The organism is Paraburkholderia sp. SEWSISQ10-3 4, assembly GCF_030464785.1.
GTDB lineage: Bacteria > Pseudomonadota > Gammaproteobacteria > Burkholderiales > Burkholderiaceae > Paraburkholderia > Paraburkholderia aspalathi.
In genome coordinates this window covers 52,871-69,706 of sequence record NZ_JALPRI010000004.1, presented here as the reverse complement: position 1 = coordinate 69,706, position 16,836 = coordinate 52,871, and the positions used below count along the sequence as shown (strand labels likewise).

Here is a 16,836-nt window from a genome sequence, read left to right as displayed (position 1 = left end):
CGGCGGCGAAGAAAATCAGACCAAACGGCTCCCCCACATGGCGAGGTTCAAATCACCTCCTTCAGGTGCCTCACAAGCGCCGCTGTCACGGCCATCTTGCCGTGCTCAGCGCGCTCCAGCATGCCCACGTTTCGTCTCGCATCTGTCTGAGACAACGGTATCACCCGCAACGCCTCGTCGCGGATCCAGGACGAACGCCGCAACAGCGGCACAACCGCGACGCCGATCCCCTGGCGCACCAATTCCGCAATGCCTTCCAGCGAGTTAAGTTCGAGAAATTCGTTCACCTTGAAGCGCTGCTTGCGTAGCGCGCGATCGATGACGACGCCGGTTCGCTGCGTCCGGTCAAAGCGCAGAAATCGCTGCGACTTGAGCAACTCGGGTACCGATCCAGGAACCATATTCGCGTTGGCGAGCAGCACGAGCGGCTCCGAGTAGACAGGCGTCCATTGCACGCTGGCTGGCCGGCGCCCGGGGGTATCGATGATCACGGCGGCATCGATCTCGCCCGCGTCGACGCGCGCGGCCAGGTCGACGGATTTTGCAGCCATGATTCTTACATCGAGGTTCGGTCGCGCGATCTTCAGATGCGCCGCAGCCTCGGCGAGCGCGCCCACGACCGATTCGACCGCCCCGATGGAGACAGGCCCGACGTCCTCTTCGAGGCCACCCGCCACCAGCCTCATGGCCTCATACAGCGATAGCAACTGCTGCGCGTGCGGCAACAGGCTTTTGCCCATCGCGTTCAGCATCACCTTGCGCCCGCAGCGGTCGAAGAGTTCATGTTTGAACTCGATTTCGAGCGCGCGCATCTGCATGCTGACCGCCGATTGCGTGAGTGCCATCTGCTCGGCTGCAACCGCAAACGAGCCGTGGCGTACCACCGCTACGAAGGTACGGAGAAAGCGTAACGTGCTCAAGTCAACCTCGACGACACCGGAAACGAATGCGCCCGCAACTATCCGGACGCTGCTGAAACATCAAAAATTCTGAAGCAAATCACAAGAAATTTTAGCTTTCTTTGATGATCACGGCTATGGACAATGAGCAGTCGAATGATGAAGCGGGATTAAGCACAAGGCATGAAGGCGGCCCACCTGCGTTTCAATGCTGACGGGACCGCTTGATTTATCGAAAACAGACTATTTGCCGTGCTCAAGGAGCCAGAAATGGATGTATCCGTTCAACGAGGCGAATCTGCTGCGTCGTCTCTCGCCACCGCAGGCGCGAAGCCGTTCGACGCGCGGGTGATTGTCGTTGCCACAATCGGCAATGCGCTCGAGTGGTTTGACTTCACCGTCTTCTCGTTTTTTGCGGCGATCATCGCGAAGCAGTTTTTCCCGAGCGACAATGCCACCGCCTCGCTGCTGGCGGCATGGACAACCTTCGGTGTGGGCTTTCTGACAAGGCCGCTCGGTGGGATCATTCTCGGCAACTATGCCGACCGTCACGGGCGCAAAGCCGCCCTGGTGGTGACCATTTTGTTGATGGCAGCCGGCGTGGGGATCATCGCGTTTTCGCCCACCTATGCGCAGATCGGCATCTTTGCGCCGATACTCATGCTGATCGGACGTTTCCTGCAAGGATTTTCCGCCGGCGGCGAAGTGGGTAGTGCAACAGCGTTTCTCGTCGAACATGCGCCGGTTGAACGGCGCGGCGTTTACGGCAGTTTTCAGATGATCAGCCAGGCGTGCAGCATGCTGCTCGGCGCGCTGACCGGCGTGGCGCTGACGCGGTTTCTGAGTCCGGAGCAGCTCGACCAGTTTGGCTGGCGCATTCCCTTCATGCTCGGATTGCTGATCGTGCCGGTGGGACTCTATGTGCGTTCAAAGCTGGACGAATCGCCGGTTTTCAAGCATCAAGGGAATCGGTTGCCGACCGCAAAATCGCCCTTTCTCGAATCAATCGTGATTCACTGGCGGGCGATTCTCGCCGGTTTTGGTCTGACGGTATACGGCACCATCGGCACTTACATCTTCTATTACTACATGCCGAGCTACGCGACAAAGACGCTGGGCATCCCGTTCTCGAGCAGCGTGATTGCCTCGTGCTGCGCGGCCATTGCCTATATTGCCGCGACCTTCGCGTCGGGGCTTATCTCGGACGCTGTCGGCCGGAAGAAGCCGATGATGATCTCCACCATTCTGAGTCTGCTGATCTCCTATCCACTCTTTGTGCTGCTGACTGGCCATCCGACACTGCCGGTGCTGATTCTGGTCCAGTGCTGCCTGATGGCATCGCTCGGCCTCTTTCAGGGATCGTACTGTGCGTTCGTCTGCGAACTGTTTCCGTCGCATGTGCGCTCGACGGGTATGGCCATCGGCTACAACTTTGCGGTCATGATCTTCGGGGGCTTCGCGGGCGCGATTGCGACGCTGCTCATCAAGATAACCGACGACAAGCTCGCGGTCGTCTATTACGGGCTGTTCGGCTGCGTCATCGGATTGGTCACGATTGCACTGCTGGAGGACCGCTCGAAGCAACCCCTAACGTAACCGGAAACACGTCATACCCGGCCTTGGGCGTGTTGCGTCACGACGTGTCACGCCTGTGCGTCGAACCCTATCTAAAGAAAGGATCCTTATGAAAATCATTCCCGAGATTACTCAGGCTCAAGCCGAGATCCAGGCGATTCGTCGTGACATTCACGCGCACCCGGAACTCTGCTACGAAGAGAACCGTACCGCGGACGTCGTCGCACAGAAGCTCGCGTCGTGGGGAATTGAAGTCACACGCGGACTCGGCAAGACGGGCGTCGTCGGCGTGCTGCGCAACGGCTCCAGCCGCAAGGCGATCGGCTTGCGTGCCGACATGGACGCACTTCCGATCCAGGAACTCAACACGTTTGCGCATGCATCGCAGCATACAGGCAAGATGCATGCGTGCGGCCACGACGGCCATACCGCGATGCTGCTCGGCGCGGCGCAGTATCTTTCACAGCATAGAAATTTCGATGGCACGGTTGTGTTCATCTTTCAGCCCGCCGAGGAAGGCGGTGGCGGCGCAAAAGCCATGATCCAGGACGGACTGTTCGAACGGTTTCCGGTGGATGCTGTGTTTGCGCTACATAACTGGCCGGGTATGGCTGCCGGCGAATTCGGCGCGCGTGTCGGCGCGACGCAGGCGTCGAGCAATGAATTCCGCATTCGGGTGACGGGTGTCGGCGCGCACGCGGCCATTCCGCACAACGGCATCGATCCGGTATTCACCGCGATGCAGATCGGCACAGGCCTGCAGAGCATCATGACGCGCAACAAACGTCCGATCGACGCGGCGGTCCTGTCCATCACGCAGATCAACGCGGGCGAAGCCGTCAACGTGATTCCCGATACGGCGACGCTTGCCGGTACGGTGCGCACGTTCTCGGTGGACGTGCTGGACCTGATCGAAACCCGCATGAAGCAGCTCGCCGAAGCGACCGCGCTCGCCTATGGCTGCAGCGTCGAGTTCTCGTTCAGGCGCAACTATCCGCCGACCGTCAATACGGAGAAGGAAACGCATTTCGCATTGGGCGTGATGCAGGACATCGTGGGCAAGGATCACGTGGAGACGAACATCGATCCAACCATGGGCGCCGAAGACTTTTCGTTCATGCTGCTCGAGAAGCCGGGCTGCTACGCGTACATCGGCAACGGTCACGGCGAGCACCGCGACCTCGGTCATGGTCTTGGCCCCTGTATGCTGCACAACACGAGCTATGACTTCAACGACGACGTGCTGTCGCTAGGTTCAACCTACTGGGTGCGCCTAACCGAATCGTTTCTGACGCCGGCCTAAGCAGTCGGCCGCTCGCAGGCACCCGTCTCACGAGGATATCCCTTGAACGAATCACCGTATTTCCAGTCGTCTTATGCGAACGCCCGCGAGCGGTATCGGCGGGCCGCCGCGACTATTCAGGCACGCGTGGAAACGCACGTGATACCGGAGCACCAAGGTCTCGAAGGCGAAGACCTGTCCACCGATGTCGTGCGGCTCGGCCCCGCGACAGCGCGGCGGCTGCTCGTGCTGACGTCCGGCACACACGGGGTGGAGGGCTTCTGCGGCTCGGCGGCGCAGATCGCGTTGTTGCATGACCGCCCGCTGCAGGCCTTGCTCGACAGGTTGAACGTCGCGATCCTGCTGGTCCACGCGATCAATCCCTATGGTTCCTCGCATTTGAGCCGCACGAACGAGGACAACGTTGATCTGAACCGCAACAGCGTCGATTTCTCGCTGCCGCTACCGGTCAATCCCGCCTATGACGATCTGCACGCATTGCTGGTGCCGTCGAGCTGGCCGCCGTCGGACGAAAACGCGGCGGCCATTGCGGACTACATCTCACAACGCGGTGAACAAGCGTATCAGCGGGCGCTGACCGTCGGACAATATCAGCATGCCGACGGCATGTTCTTCGGCGGCCATCGTTCTGTCTGGAGCACGCGGCTATTGCAAACGCTGTTCGAACGGCACGGCGCGGCGTGCGACAGCATTGGCTGGATCGATTTTCATACCGGACTGGGCCCGTACGGGCACGGCGAGAAAATCTGCGTGGGGCAAGTCGGTGACGGCGAGCTGCAGCGCGCTCGCGGCTGGTGGGGTGCCGACGTGACGAGTCCGCTCGACGGCACGTCGGTCGCGGCCAATGTAGCAGGACCGGTGCTCGACACGCTGCGCCGGACCTGCAGGCACGCCGATACCACGGCGATCGCAATCGAATACGGCACGATTCCACTCGTCGACATGTTGCACATGCTGCGAGCCGACGCCTGGCTGCGCCAGCATCCACAGGCAGAGCAGCAGCACATCAGCGCGATCCATCATGCTATTCGCGAAGCCTTCTACTGCGATGACGACGCATGGCGGGGGATGATTCTCGGACAGGCGCGCGCGGCGATTCTGCAAGCTGTCCTGGGACTGTCGCGCGAATTGGCGAGCTCTGCAAAGTGATGACCGCGACCAATAGACGGTCCGCGCTACGCTTTCACGCAAACGGCAACGGCCCCTCGAACCGGCCGATATAGCTCAGATGCGAAACGGCCGGCTTGCCCTGCACCCAGCGATGCAGCATGAAAGCAGGCGGCTCGAGATACGACGCCGGTTGCGCATCGGCCTCCACACGCAAAGCAATCTGCGTCGTCGTGCTCGGACAGGTCAGCACCGGCACAGGGCCGAGCCTCGTCTGCATCGATCGATGCACATGCCCCGCGATCACACGATCGACGTGCGGGTGTGAAGCAATCAAGGCCGCGAACGGCTCTGCATCGCGCAGTCCATAAAGATCGAGATACGGTATGCCGGTAATGAATGGTGGATGATGCATGGCGATCACGGCCGTGCGGTCCTGGCAAGCGTCCAGTTGCGCATCGAGCCACGCCAGATCGTCGCGGTTCAGTTCGCCGTGATGCTTGTCAGGCACAGAGGTATCCAGCGCGATCAAGCGCACCGTGCCGACGTCGCGTGTGAAATGCAGCGGACCGCTGCGAGGCAGCCATGGATGATCCGCGAACGCTTCGCGCAGATGATCACGGTTGTCGTGATTACCGGGCATTACGATGTAAGGAAGCGTCAGCGCGCCGAGCAGTTCGCGCACCATCGCGTATTCAGCGGGCCTGCCTTCGTCGACAAGATCGCCCGTAATGATGACTAGATCAGGCGCCGGTCTCACCTCGTTCAGCGCGGTAATCGCCTGCGCGAGCATGGCGTTCGAGTCAACCAGGTCCTGATACAACGAACCCTTCGGCCGGACGTGGATGTCGGAAATCTGCGCGATGCAGGTCATCGGATGGCGCTCCACGAACGGTGTGAATGGGGGATTGTTCTATTAGAACGAATCGAGCATATCTTCGGCAGGGACGCAGACAAAATAAATCTTCTGTGCGTGCTAACCACCTGCCCTGCTCTCACACAGCAGCGTAGACCCCGGCCATCGTCGTAAATCCTTCGAGGCGTTTGATCTGTATGCTCTGTTCACAAACGCTGAGGCCAACTGGTTCAGATAGCCACACCACAGTACCAATTTGTGGTACCATTTTCCCTCATGAAGCGAGCCCATTCCCGAACCCTTGAACTGATCTTCGCACGCCCCGTTTCGGCCAATGTGCGATGGTCCGACATCGAAGCGCTCTTCCTCGAGCTCGGCGCAAAGATCACCGAGCGCGAGGGCTCCAGAATCGCTGTTGTGCTGTTCGGCCAAGTGCAGGTCTATCACCGCCCGCACCCGCGCCCCACCACCGACAAGGGCGCGGTCGCCAGCATCCGCAAATGGCTCGAATCGAACGGAGTCAAACCATGAACATCCTTACCATCGACAACCATCGCGCAGTCGTCACGTATGACCCCGACACTGATATGCTGCGCGGCGAATTCCTCGGCCTGAACGGCGGTGCTGACTTCTACGCCAGCGATATCCCCACTCTCAAGGCCGAGGGCTCCAGGTCCCTGGCGGCTTTCCTTGAGGTTTGCAAGGAGAACGGCATCGATCCGTTTCGCCACTTCTCCGGCCGCTTCAATGCACGCATCAACCCCGAGCTTCATGCGCGCGCGGTCGAAACTGCTGCGGCCGAAGGGATCAGTCTCAACCAGCTCATCGAGCGGGCTATCGAACACGAAGTCATGACATAACGTCCGCGCCGCGACCGTGCCTGACGTGAAGCAACAAGGTGCATGTACCGAACCGAGAGGCAAACGCAGAAGGTAAACGAAGCGCGGGCCATGAGTGCTACCAACACTCACGGCCCGCTGACCACAACCAACTCAAAAAGGGAGTTGACCATGGCTAACATCAATCTTAAACCACGCCGCACCCGCGCCGAACCACCAACGAACATTTCTGCAACACTTGAACGGGCACCTGCCACAGACAGCCCTCAGCAACAGGCGAGGCGCGTCGCCTTTCCGTGGATGCTTGTCACTGATACGTTGCTCGAACGCATCGGCTTCCGCCCCGGGCAGCAGGTCATGCTCAGCGTCGACCACAGGTACGGCAAGATCACCATTTCTCTCGATCACGACTATGCGATCGCGGGGAGGCCCATGACCCAGAAGCAGATCAGGCAGCGCGGCGGCCTTCGTACCGACTAATACCTGCTCCAGATGCGACAAACCCGGCTTTTGCCGGGTTTGTTGCTTTTTAAGGCCGCTCACCTCGCGCCAACCGCGCATCGATATCGCGTACCACAGGCATCAGATCCGCCACGCTATCGATCACATAATGCGCACCAGCGGCCTGCAACTTCTGAATCGCCACCTTGCGCCGCCATGCAAATTCATCCGGCGCCAGCGCCTTGACATCATCCTCGGCCATGCCGAAAGCATTGCCGCTCACGGCAACACCCACCGCCCACGTGCCGCCGTTGATCCCTTCCTCGATACCGACTTCGGTGTCGTCGACCTTGATCGCATCCTTCGCGCGCCACACGCCGAGTTCCGGCAACGTCTTGTAGATCATGTACGGCGACGGACGCCCTTCCGGCGTGTCACCCGTACACACGATACTGTCCGGCGAAAAACCCTGAGCCGCCGCGCCGGGCACGATCTCGGCCATGATTTCGCGCGTATAGCCCGTGGTCGTGCCGATCCTGATGTCGTCGCTGCGCAGCGCGCTCGCCACTTCTGCCACACCCGGGATCACCGAACTGTAGCTCGCGGCCACCGCGATGTTCTTCGGCACGAAGACGTCGTACACGGCGTCGATGTCCGCTTCGCCCGGCTTGTGGCCGTACTTGTCGGCCCATGCCTGCGACACACGCGGCAACGCCATCAGCGCCGCGATATGCGGGCGCTTGGCCATGCCCATCGGGCGGCGTGCTTCGTCGATCGTGATCGATACGCCGAACTGCTCGAACGTCTCGACAAAAGCGCCCATCGGCGCCAACGAACCATAATCGACCACCGTGCCGGCCCAGTCGAAAATCACTGCTTTTACGTGTTTCATTTACTTCGATTCTCTGGAAGTTGTAAGGCTCGCGCGACGTGCCGCGCATTTGTTTTCCGTACTCAAGCCGCTTCGGCCAAGGTCTTGCGCTCTTCGAGCGCGGCCGCCGGCGGCGCGGCGTGCGCAACACCCATCGCTTGCAGCGACTGCGCGCAGGCTCGCACCACGCGGTGCATCACGCGCTCATCCACCTGGCCGATGCAGCCGATGCGGAAGCTATCCACCACCGTCAGCTTGCCCGGATAGATGATGAAACCTTGCTTCTTCATCAATTCATAGAAGTGTTCGAACTTGAACGACGGATGCGCCGGCGCAAAAAACGTCACGATGATTGGCGAGCGCCAACGCGCGTTCAGCAGCGGCTCGAAGCCGAGTTCCTGCATGCCCGCGACCAGCACGTCGCGATTGTTCGCGTAACGTGCGAGACGCCCGGGCTGGCCGCCTTCGAGCTTGTGCAGACGCAATGCTTCGATAAATGCGGCCACGGTGTGCGTCGGTGGCGTGAAGCGCCATTGGCCGGTGCGGTTCATCACGTCCCACTGGTCGTACACGTCGAGCGAGAGCGAATGGCTGCGGCCCTTGGCCTCCTGCAACGCACTCTTGCGAGCGATCACAAACCCGAAGCCGGGCACGCCCTCGATACATTTATTCGCCGAGGAGACAAAGGCCTCGCACGGAATCTGACGCACATCGAGCGGCAGCGCGCCGAATGCGCTCATCGAATCGATCAGCAGCTCGCGGCCTTTTTTAGCGGTGGCTGCGGCGATTTCTTCGATCGGGTTGAGAATCCCGGAGCTCGTTTCACAATGCACCGCGACCACGTGCGTGATGCGCGGATCGGCGTCCAGCATGCTTTCGACTTCGGCGCCGCGCGGCGGCAGGTAGTCGCCCTTGTCGAGCACCGTGCAGGCGCGGCCGAGATAACCGAGGGTGGTTGCGATGCGCTTGCCGTAGGCGCCGTTGGCCAGCACCAATGCATGGCCGTCGCGCGGAATCAGGCTGCCGAGCATGGCTTCGACGCAATAGCTGCCGCTGCCCTGAAGCGGTACGCAGTCGTACTCGCCGGCGGTGTCGCCGGCAATGTCCAGCAGGCTGCGGCGCAGTTGAGCGGTCATTGCGCGGAAGTCGCCGTCCCACGAACCCCAGTCGCGCAGCATCGCTTCCTTGGTCGAGAACGCCGTGGTCAGCGGTCCCGGCGTCAACAGATACGGCTCGCCCTGGGCCGGCGCGGCGCACATCACGGTTGAAGGCAGTGCGGACACTGTCGGGGCGCTGCCGATGACGCTTTCCATGGTCGGAATCTCCGATATCGCTGTTGCGGTCATGACACAGTACATAAAGGCTGTCCATCGGTAAAATCGATATAATCGATGCAGGTATCGCAAAAACTTATCTCTCGGCGAGGCAGACGTGCAATACGCGCAATTGCGGGCCTTTCATGCGGTCGCGGAACACGGCGGATTTTCCAAAGCGGCGCAGGCGCTGTCGCTCACGCAGCCGGCGGTGTCGGATCACGTGAAGCGGCTCGAGCAGGATTTCGGTGTCAAATTGTTCGAGCGCGGCCCGCGCGGCGTCGAAACCACTGAACTCGGTCTGCGTCTTTTCACCGTGACGCGGCAGATGCTCAGTTGCGAGCGCGACGCGCGGCAACTGCTCGAATCGGCAGGTGGGCTCGAGTCCGGCTCGCTCTCGCTGGCGGCGGACGCGCCCGATCTGGCCGTCGCGCTGATCGGCGCGTTTCGCAAGCTTCATCCGGGCATCGTCGTAACGCTCTCGATCGCCAATGCCGCAGATTGCATGCAGCGCGTGCTGTCGAGCGCGGTCGACGCCGCCATTACCGCCGCTCCACAAGTGCATAGCCGGCTCGAGTCACGCGTGCTGCGGCGCGATCCGCTGGTGGCCATGGTGCCGGCGAGCTATCCGGTGGCGAAGAAACGCAAGCTGAGTTACGCGGAACTGGTGCAACAGCCGATGATTTTTCGCGAGCGGCAATCAGTCACGCAGCAGTTGCTGGAGATCGAGTTGGTGCGCGAGTCGTTGCAGGTTGAACCGGTGATGTACGTGGATGGGCGCGAAGCGCTGGAGGAAGCGGTCGCGCAAGGCATGGGGGTAGGCGTGATCGCGCGCGCCGAATTCAAGGAATCGCGGCGGATCAGGATGATTCCGCTTCAGGATTGCCAGGTGCAGATGATCGAATCGCTCACGCGGTTGGCTGAACGGCCGGGGTCGAATCTGCTGGACGCGTTGTTTGCGGTGGAGCTGATAAGCGCCGCTACTGTGACGGCTCAATAAAACAATAAGCCGCCGGGCAACGATTGCCCGGCGGCGTTTTCATCCAGTCCTGGCGCAGCGGGCGCGTATCGTGGCAATGCATGGCATTGCCACATGAACCCATCACAACGCGCTGCCAGCCAATCCTGTTACCGCATACCGCCGCTAGCAATCAGGCTTTCGCCAGTCATCCAGCGCGAGTCATCGGACGCAAGGAACACGGTGACGTCGGCGATATCGTCAGGCTGACCAATACGGCCAAGCGGTGTTGTGCTGAGCGCCCAGGTCTCGAAGTCCGAGCCGATGAAGCCGGCGGTATGCGTGCCTTCCGTTTCCACCATGCCGGGATTCACGGAGTTGACGCGAATCTTGCGCGGGCCGAGTTCACGTGCGAGCACGCCGGTGATGGCGTCCACCGCGCCCTTGGTGGCGGTATAGACCGAGCTGCCCGGCGGCGTGATGCGGCTGACAACCGAGCTGACGTTCACAATGCTGCCGCCTTCGCCCAGATGCTTCACCGCCGCTTGCGTGACCAGGAGCAGACCCAGCACGTTCACGTCGAAGTGCTTGTGGAAGTGCGCTTCGGTGATGTCTTCGATCGGCGCCATCTCATACACGCCGGAATTGTTGACGAGAATGTCGAGGCGGCCATACGTTTCGACTGCCGAATCGATGATGCCTTTCGCGTCCGCTGCCTTGGACACATCGCCGCCAACGGCCACAGCCTTGCCGCCCGCCGCGGTGATTGCGGCAACCACATCATCCGCGCCTGCCTTGCTGGACGCATAGTTCACCACCACCGACGCGCCTTGCGCAGCGAGTGCCTTGGCAATCCCGGCGCCGATGCCTTTCGATGCGCCCGTTACAACCGCAACCTTACCTGTGAGTTTGCTCATGATCGTTTCCTTTGGATGGAGTTCGCGCCGGCGTCGCTGCCGCGAAGATTCGAGGGCTGACGCCGATGAAGCGAGACAGGCAGTGGCGCTGTCACTGGAGACAATGTAGGCACACTGGCCGCATGGATAAAGCGGCTGGAAACGAATAGATACGTCGGATGAGCCGAACAATCGGAAAGACGTTGGGGGCGGAACGCGTGGGGCAAGGTTAGACAAGGGCACGGCGGGCACCGACGCTGACGCCGGCGCGACACCCGCCTGACTTCATCGCTTCGACGCAAACCCGCCGAAGAACGACTGCGCGTTCACATCGAGCGTTTCGATGTGATACCCGCCTTCCTGCACGATCAACGTGGGCAGTTTCAGCGCACCGATTTGGCCGCCGAGTTGGCCGAAGCCTTCGGTCGTCACCGCCACCATCGATTGCGGGTCGTCCTTGTAGATGTCGAAGCCCAGTGCAACGACCAGCACATCCGGTTGAAAGCGCGCGAGAACACGCAGCGCCGCGTCGAGTTGCTCGAAGAACACGGCTTCCGACGAACCATGCGGCATCGGCAGATTGACGTTATAGCCCTCGCCTTGCTCCGCGCCGCGTTCGTCTTCGAAACCGGCTACCACGGGATAGAAATTCGTCGGATCGCCATGGATCGACACGTACAACACGTCGTCACGACCGTAGAAAATCTCCTGAATGCCCTGGCCGTGATGCATGTCAGTATCGAGAATCGCGACGCGCCCGTACTCTTGCCGCAGCGCCTGCGCTGCAACCGCTGCATTGTTCAGATAGCAGAAACCGCCTGCCGCTTCGGCACGCGCGTGATGACCCGGCGGGCGGCATAACGCGTACGCTTCACCCGCACCGTCGAGAATCGCGTGCGCGCCGGCCAGCGCGCTCTGTGCCGACCAGTAAGCGGATTCGTAGGTATCCGCGCCGACCGGACAACTGCCGTCGGCGAGATAGCGAGCCGCTTGCGCCAGCACGCCGCGCAACGGATTGTTCTCGCGGATATACACGTTCGACATCACTTCGTCGCCCCACTCCGCGGGAATCTTTTTCCATTCGCGATGCGCTTCTTCGAGGAAGCGCAGATAGTTCATGCCATGCACCGCGGCGAGCGGTGCGGCCCCGAAATCCGTCGGCTCCTGCACGTCGAAACCGAGCTTCTTCACGGCTTCGACGAGGCGCAACGCACGTTCGGGCACTTCCTGCGGCGTGCGCATCTGGCCACGCGACAGATAGCTGCGCGGATGATGCTTCAACTGCGCCGGATGAAAAAACGTCTGCATAGTCCAGTTCCTTTGCTTCAGGCGTAGGCCGGTGCGGCCATCATCGCACGCGCCGGCAACGTCTTGGATTTCATTTGATTCAGCGTGCCGGCAGTGCTTCGGGTGCGTCGGCACGACGGTGTTTCAGCGCATCCAGTGCGACGATGCACGACAACGAGATGCCCGCGAGGCACGTGTAAAACACGGCAAGCGGCCACCATTGCCCGGTGAATTTGTGCGCGAGCCATGTCCCCGCCAGCGGCGTCAAACCACCTGCAATCGCACCGCACACCTGGTACGACAGCGAGATCGCCGAATAACGCACCCGCACCGGAAACACGCCGCTGACAAAGCCCGCGATCACCGAATAGAAACTCGCCATGCACACCACGGCAAGCGCGATGCCGACAATCATCGACAGCCGGCTGCCGCTCTGCACGAGCGTGAACATCGGATACGGCGAGAGCATCGCGGCGAACGCGGCCAACTTGAGGAAGCGCGCACCGCCGATCTTTTCAGCGAGCCACGCGGCGAGCGGTTGCGACAGAAACTGAATGATTGCGACCGCGAACAGGCAATCGAGAATCAACGATTTCGACACACCGATGTTTTGCGTGGTGTACGAAATCATGAAAGTGTTGGTGAAGTACACGCCCGCAATGCCGATCGTGTTCGCGCCGATGCACAGTGCAACCAGCGCGCCGGAAGAACGGAACACTTCGGCAATCGGCAACTCGACCGTACGCTTCGCTTCTTTCTCGCGCTGGAATTCCGGCGACTCGTTCACACCGAGGCGAATGAAAATGCCGACCACGAGCAACACCGCGCTCGCCAGAAACGGCAGACGCCAGCCATACGCGATGAAATCGTCGTGCGACATCGACGTGACCGCGCGAAATGCGATCAGCGAAAGAATCAGCCCGGCTGGGCTGCCCAGTTGCGCGAACGAAGCAAAGAACGTGCGCCGCCCTTTCGGCGCATGTTCGCCAGCCATCAGCACGGCGCCGCCCCACTCGCCACCCACCGCCACGCCTTGCACCACGCGCAGCAATACCAGCAGCACAGGCGCGAGCACGCCCACTTTCGTATAAGCCGGCAGCAAGCCGACGCACACGGTGGCGACACCCATCATCATCAGCGTGGTCATCAGCGCCTTCTTGCGGCCGATACGATCGCCCAGATGGCCGAAGATCACGCCGCCCAACGGCCGCGCGAAGAAGCCGACCGCGAAGGTCGCGAACGACGCCATCGTGCTGACAAACGGGTCATGCGAGGGGAAGTACAACTCGCCGAACACCAGCGCGGCGGCCGTGGCGTAGATGTAGAAGTCATACCACTCGATCATCGTGCCGATGAAAGCGGCGCTGGCCGCTCGCACGGGCTGACGGGTGGCTTGGGGTGAAGCGTTCATGGCGGCTCCTCTGTCGCGATGCCTGATATCAGGCCATCTTGTGAGGTGTTTTATCGCCAGCCATAAAATATTAGTCAAATTTCGGTTTATTATCCCGGCTATAAATCTGGCTAATGTCGAAGGTGATTCCATGACTCAGTTGCGCGCGGACGTCACGCGTTTTTTGAATGACCGGCTCGACTGGAACCTGTTGCGCACCTTCCTCGTGATCATGCAGGAGCGCAGCGTTAGCCGTGCCGCGGCCCGTTTGCATCTGACGCAACCTGCAGTTAGCCAGGCGCTTAAACGGCTCGAAGACACGCTGGGGCGCAATCTGATCCAGCGTCGCGGCCCGCACTTCGAACCGACTCGCGCCGGCGAGGAGGTGTACCGCATTGCCAGCGATATTTACGGCCATATGTCGCGGCTGGAAACCGAACTCGACGACCGCAGCGACGACATCACCGGGTCGATCCGGCTTCTGTCGGTGAGCCGGATCGACTCCGGCGTCTATGACGAATTCCTCGCGGAATTCCACAAGAGCTATCCGCGCGTGGATTTGCAGATCGAAGTGATGCGCTCGTCGGACATCATCTCGTCGTTGCTGCAAAAAACGGCCACGGCCGGGCTCGGCTTGTGCCGCACGCCCGTCGATAAACTCGAACAGCGCTGCTTTCTGCGGCAACGGTATGCGCTTTTCTGCGGACGGCATCATCGGCTGTTCGGGCGGCATGCATTGTCGATCGATCAATTGCTGGCGGAAAACTTCGTATCGTTCACCAGCGACCAGATTGGCGACAGCTTGTCGCCGCTCACCGTGTTTCGCGATCAGCGCGGCTTTACCGGGCGCATCGTGGCGGCCTCGCCGAGCCTCGATGAAGTGCGGCGGCTGATCTTCGCGGGCTATGGCATCGGCTGTCTGCCCGAGCACATCGTGCGCGACGATCTCGCACAGCAACGCTTGTGGCGTCTGCCACCCGAAGAGGGTCTGGTCGACGTCGACATCGATCTGCTGTGGCTGCGCGCACGCAAGATGAACGCCGCGGAGCAGGCGTTTCTCGATGGCATGGAACGCACGATGCAACGCTACGCGCTACCTGAACGGCTTGCGCCGCGCTAACCGAAGATGAACCTGACGGCTCACCGATTTCCGCATTTGCGGATGAACGCGATCTGCACTGCCACACTTGCCAGTACAGCCAACGCGCCTAACGTATCCAGAATAGTCGACCACACAATCCAGCCCTCCTGCTTCACGCTTCCCACTTCCTGATCAAACGAATACGCGCGCCAGTAACTGAATACCCAAGCCGAGCAGACAAATGAAAAACCAGCGGCGGAAGGTCGCCGGACTAATGTGGCCGCGCACCCGCTGGCCGATCCACATGCCGAGCAAGGCAGGTGCTACGGCGCAAAGCGACGTGCCGAGGTCGTCGACCGCAAATGCATGCTCCCTTGTCAGTCCGATCGCGAGCGCGATGGTGGAAACGGTGAACGACAGGCCGAGCGCCTGGACCAGATCCTCTTTTTTAACGTTAAGCCCTGAAGATAAGGCACCGCCGGCACAACGAACACGCCGGTCCCTCCGGTGATCGCGCCGGTGACCACGCCGACCGCCGGCGACAGCCAGCGCTCGTGGCGTGCCGGCACCGAGAAGCGCCACGCCATCAGCCCGGCCGCGGCATAGAGCGTCAACGCGGCGCCCAAGCCGGCCACGGCCCATTCGCCACCGCCGCCGGCAATGAACGATGCAGCCGCGAGCGTGCCCGCGACGATGCCCACCATCATCGGCCACAAACGTCTGAGCAATTCCCGCACGCTGGGCCCCGCGAACAGCTGCCAGACGTTCGTGACGAACGACGGCAGCAACAGCATCGCTGCCGCCTGCGCCGGCAGCATCAGCGTGCCGAGCACGCCCATGGCGACGGTCGGCAGGCCCATACCGGTCACGCCCTTGACGAAGCCGGCCAGCACGAAGGTCGCGGCAATCACGCTTACATGCAGCGCAAAAGAAGAGGTCATGGGGATGAGGTTCTGGATGTCATGTCCGCGATTTTCGATTGCCGCAGCGCCGTCCACAATGCGTAAGATACGTACTGTGACTTAGGCTAGGGCTAAGGCTAAAACCACAACTGCATCTGCAACCGCAACGCCAGTCACGGTTACGACACCAACTAAAATTCGACCCCATGCGCTTCGACCTGATCGATCTCCGCCTTTTCCTGAACATCCTCGACACTGGCAGCATCACGCACGGCGCGGCGCGCGCGAACATGTCGCTGCCATCGGCCAGCGCGCGTTTGCGCGGCATGGAAGACGCGTTGGGCGTGCCCTTGCTGGAGCGGGGCCGACGCGGCGTGGAGTCCACCGCAACGGGCGATACGCTCGCGCATCATGCGCGACTCGTGCTCAGCCAGATCGACCTGATGCAAGGCGAGCTCGGCGAACATCAGGCCGGCAGCAAAGCCCTCATCCGCTTGTGGACCAATACCGCCGCGATCACCGAGTTTTTGCCTGCCCCGGTTGGGCTCTTTTTGCGCGATCACCCCAACGTGCAGATCGATCTGAAGGAACGGCAAAGCAGCGAAACCGTGAAAGCGGTGCTGACCGGCGCGGCTGAGATCGGCATCATCTCCGATGCCGTCGAACACGGCGCGTTGCAAACGGTGCCTTTCGCCGTCGACAAACTCGTGCTGGTTACCAGCCGCGACGACCCGCTGGGCGCGCGTCGCCGCGTGACGCTTGCGGAAGTGGCCGACCATGAATTCATCGGCTTGAGTACGGGCAGCGCGTTGCACGCGTATCTCGGCGAACGCGCCCTGCTATCCGGACAGCCTCTCAGCGTCCGCGCGCATATGCGAACCTTCGACAGCATCTGCTGCATGGTCGAACAGGGCGCGGGCATCGCCATCGTGCCGGCCACCGCCGCGAAACGCTATCGCGGCACGCCGGGCATTCGCACGATCGAACTGACGGACAGTTGGGCCACGCGTCAGTTGCTGATCTGCATGCGCGACCTGAACGCGCTGAAACGGCCGGAAAAGGCGCTGGTCCGGCATCTGGCCGGTGTCGAAGGATGACGAGGGCGCATGGCTGCGCAC

16 protein-coding genes and 1 pseudogene are annotated in these 16,836 nt (G+C 61.3%); 9 read left to right on the top strand and 8 right to left on the bottom strand.

Annotation, left to right across the window (positions count from 1 at the left end; all coding sequences use genetic code 11):
* Nucleotides 1–47: 47 nt before the first annotated feature.
* A complete protein-coding gene (locus tag M0D68_RS11560; RefSeq protein WP_266224272.1) occupies nucleotides 48–920 on the bottom strand; it encodes a LysR family transcriptional regulator in 873 nt (290 codons plus the stop codon).
* A gap of 249 nt (nucleotides 921–1,169) precedes the next feature.
* Between M0D68_RS11560 and M0D68_RS11555 the strand changes: the two genes are divergently transcribed.
* From M0D68_RS11555 to M0D68_RS11545, 3 genes are all read left to right on the top strand, one after another.
* Nucleotides 1,170–2,495, top strand: a complete 1,326-nt coding sequence (locus tag M0D68_RS11555) for an MFS transporter (protein ID WP_266224271.1) — start codon at nucleotides 1,170–1,172, stop codon at nucleotides 2,493–2,495.
* Between the two features lie 88 nt (nucleotides 2,496–2,583).
* A complete protein-coding gene (locus tag M0D68_RS11550) occupies nucleotides 2,584–3,777 on the top strand; it encodes a M20 aminoacylase family protein (RefSeq protein WP_266224270.1) in 1,194 nt (397 codons plus the stop codon).
* Between the two features lie 42 nt (nucleotides 3,778–3,819).
* Entirely contained in the window at nucleotides 3,820–4,926 is a 1,107-nt protein-coding gene (locus M0D68_RS11545) for a M14 family metallopeptidase (protein WP_266224269.1), read from the top strand.
* Nucleotides 4,927–4,960: 34 nt separating this feature from the next.
* Here the strand turns inward: M0D68_RS11545 and M0D68_RS11540 are convergent, their stop codons facing one another.
* Nucleotides 4,961–5,758 (bottom strand): phosphodiesterase, encoded by a 798-nt coding sequence (locus M0D68_RS11540; RefSeq protein ID WP_093642737.1) that lies wholly within the window; start codon nucleotides 5,756–5,758, stop codon nucleotides 4,961–4,963.
* A gap of 258 nt (nucleotides 5,759–6,016) precedes the next feature.
* Between M0D68_RS11540 and M0D68_RS11535 the strand changes: the two genes are divergently transcribed.
* The 3 genes from M0D68_RS11535 to M0D68_RS11525 all read left to right on the top strand — a co-directional run bounded on the left by M0D68_RS11535 (nucleotide 6,017) and on the right by M0D68_RS11525 (nucleotide 7,059).
* Nucleotides 6,017–6,271 (top strand): type II toxin-antitoxin system HicA family toxin, encoded by a 255-nt coding sequence (locus M0D68_RS11535; protein ID WP_093642740.1) that lies wholly within the window; start codon nucleotides 6,017–6,019, stop codon nucleotides 6,269–6,271.
* Nucleotides 6,268–6,600 (top strand): type II toxin-antitoxin system HicB family antitoxin, encoded by a 333-nt coding sequence (locus M0D68_RS11530; protein WP_200622173.1) that lies wholly within the window; start codon nucleotides 6,268–6,270, stop codon nucleotides 6,598–6,600. The genes M0D68_RS11535 and M0D68_RS11530 overlap by 4 nt, the downstream gene beginning before the upstream one ends.
* 150 nt (nucleotides 6,601–6,750) lie before the next feature.
* Complete coding sequence (locus M0D68_RS11525; protein WP_200622175.1) at nucleotides 6,751–7,059, top strand: hypothetical protein; 309 nt, start codon at nucleotides 6,751–6,753, stop codon at nucleotides 7,057–7,059.
* Nucleotides 7,060–7,108: 49 nt separating this feature from the next.
* Here the strand turns inward: M0D68_RS11525 and phnX are convergent, their stop codons facing one another.
* Both phnX and M0D68_RS11515 read right to left on the bottom strand, forming a co-directional pair.
* Complete coding sequence (gene phnX / locus M0D68_RS11520; protein WP_266224268.1) at nucleotides 7,109–7,912, bottom strand: phosphonoacetaldehyde hydrolase; 804 nt, start codon at nucleotides 7,910–7,912, stop codon at nucleotides 7,109–7,111.
* A 62-nt stretch (nucleotides 7,913–7,974) separates the two neighbouring features.
* The gene (locus M0D68_RS11515; protein ID WP_266224267.1) at nucleotides 7,975–9,204 is read right to left on the bottom strand and encodes a 2-aminoethylphosphonate--pyruvate transaminase; all 1,230 of its coding nucleotides are present in this window, start codon (nucleotides 9,202–9,204) and stop codon (nucleotides 7,975–7,977) included.
* Nucleotides 9,205–9,322: 118 nt separating this feature from the next.
* Between M0D68_RS11515 and M0D68_RS11510 the strand changes: the two genes are divergently transcribed.
* Nucleotides 9,323–10,204 carry a LysR substrate-binding domain-containing protein gene (locus M0D68_RS11510; RefSeq protein WP_266210761.1) on the top strand — a complete coding sequence of 294 codons (882 nt, stop codon included), beginning with the start codon at nucleotides 9,323–9,325 and terminating at the stop codon, nucleotides 10,202–10,204.
* Between the two features lie 128 nt (nucleotides 10,205–10,332).
* On the opposite strand, the gene M0D68_RS11505 is transcribed toward M0D68_RS11510, so the two are convergent.
* The 3 genes from M0D68_RS11505 to M0D68_RS11495 form a co-directional block, all read right to left on the bottom strand.
* The gene (locus M0D68_RS11505; protein WP_200651659.1) at nucleotides 10,333–11,079 is read right to left on the bottom strand and encodes a glucose 1-dehydrogenase; all 747 of its coding nucleotides are present in this window, start codon (nucleotides 11,077–11,079) and stop codon (nucleotides 10,333–10,335) included.
* A 264-nt stretch (nucleotides 11,080–11,343) separates the two neighbouring features.
* Nucleotides 11,344–12,366, bottom strand: a complete 1,023-nt coding sequence (locus tag M0D68_RS11500) for a histone deacetylase family protein (RefSeq protein ID WP_266224266.1) — start codon at nucleotides 12,364–12,366, stop codon at nucleotides 11,344–11,346.
* Nucleotides 12,367–12,445: 79 nt separating this feature from the next.
* The gene (locus M0D68_RS11495) at nucleotides 12,446–13,756 is read right to left on the bottom strand and encodes an MFS transporter (protein ID WP_211701387.1); all 1,311 of its coding nucleotides are present in this window, start codon (nucleotides 13,754–13,756) and stop codon (nucleotides 12,446–12,448) included.
* 139 nt (nucleotides 13,757–13,895) lie between these two features.
* Here M0D68_RS11495 and M0D68_RS11490 point away from each other — a divergent pair, with 139 nt between their 5' ends.
* Nucleotides 13,896–14,855: a LysR family transcriptional regulator gene (locus tag M0D68_RS11490; RefSeq protein ID WP_200651728.1), complete on the top strand. Its 960-nt coding sequence runs from the start codon at nucleotides 13,896–13,898 to the stop codon at nucleotides 14,853–14,855.
* A gap of 153 nt (nucleotides 14,856–15,008) precedes the next feature.
* On the opposite strand, the pseudogene M0D68_RS11485 reads toward M0D68_RS11490, so the two are convergent.
* Nucleotides 15,009–15,757 (bottom strand): annotated as a pseudogene (locus M0D68_RS11485) (sulfite exporter TauE/SafE family protein).
* 167 nt (nucleotides 15,758–15,924) lie between these two features.
* On the opposite strand from M0D68_RS11485, the gene M0D68_RS11480 reads away from it, so the two are divergent.
* Nucleotides 15,925–16,815, top strand: a complete 891-nt coding sequence (locus tag M0D68_RS11480) for a LysR family transcriptional regulator (RefSeq protein ID WP_211707201.1) — start codon at nucleotides 15,925–15,927, stop codon at nucleotides 16,813–16,815.
* Nucleotides 16,816–16,836 lie beyond the last annotated feature (21 nt).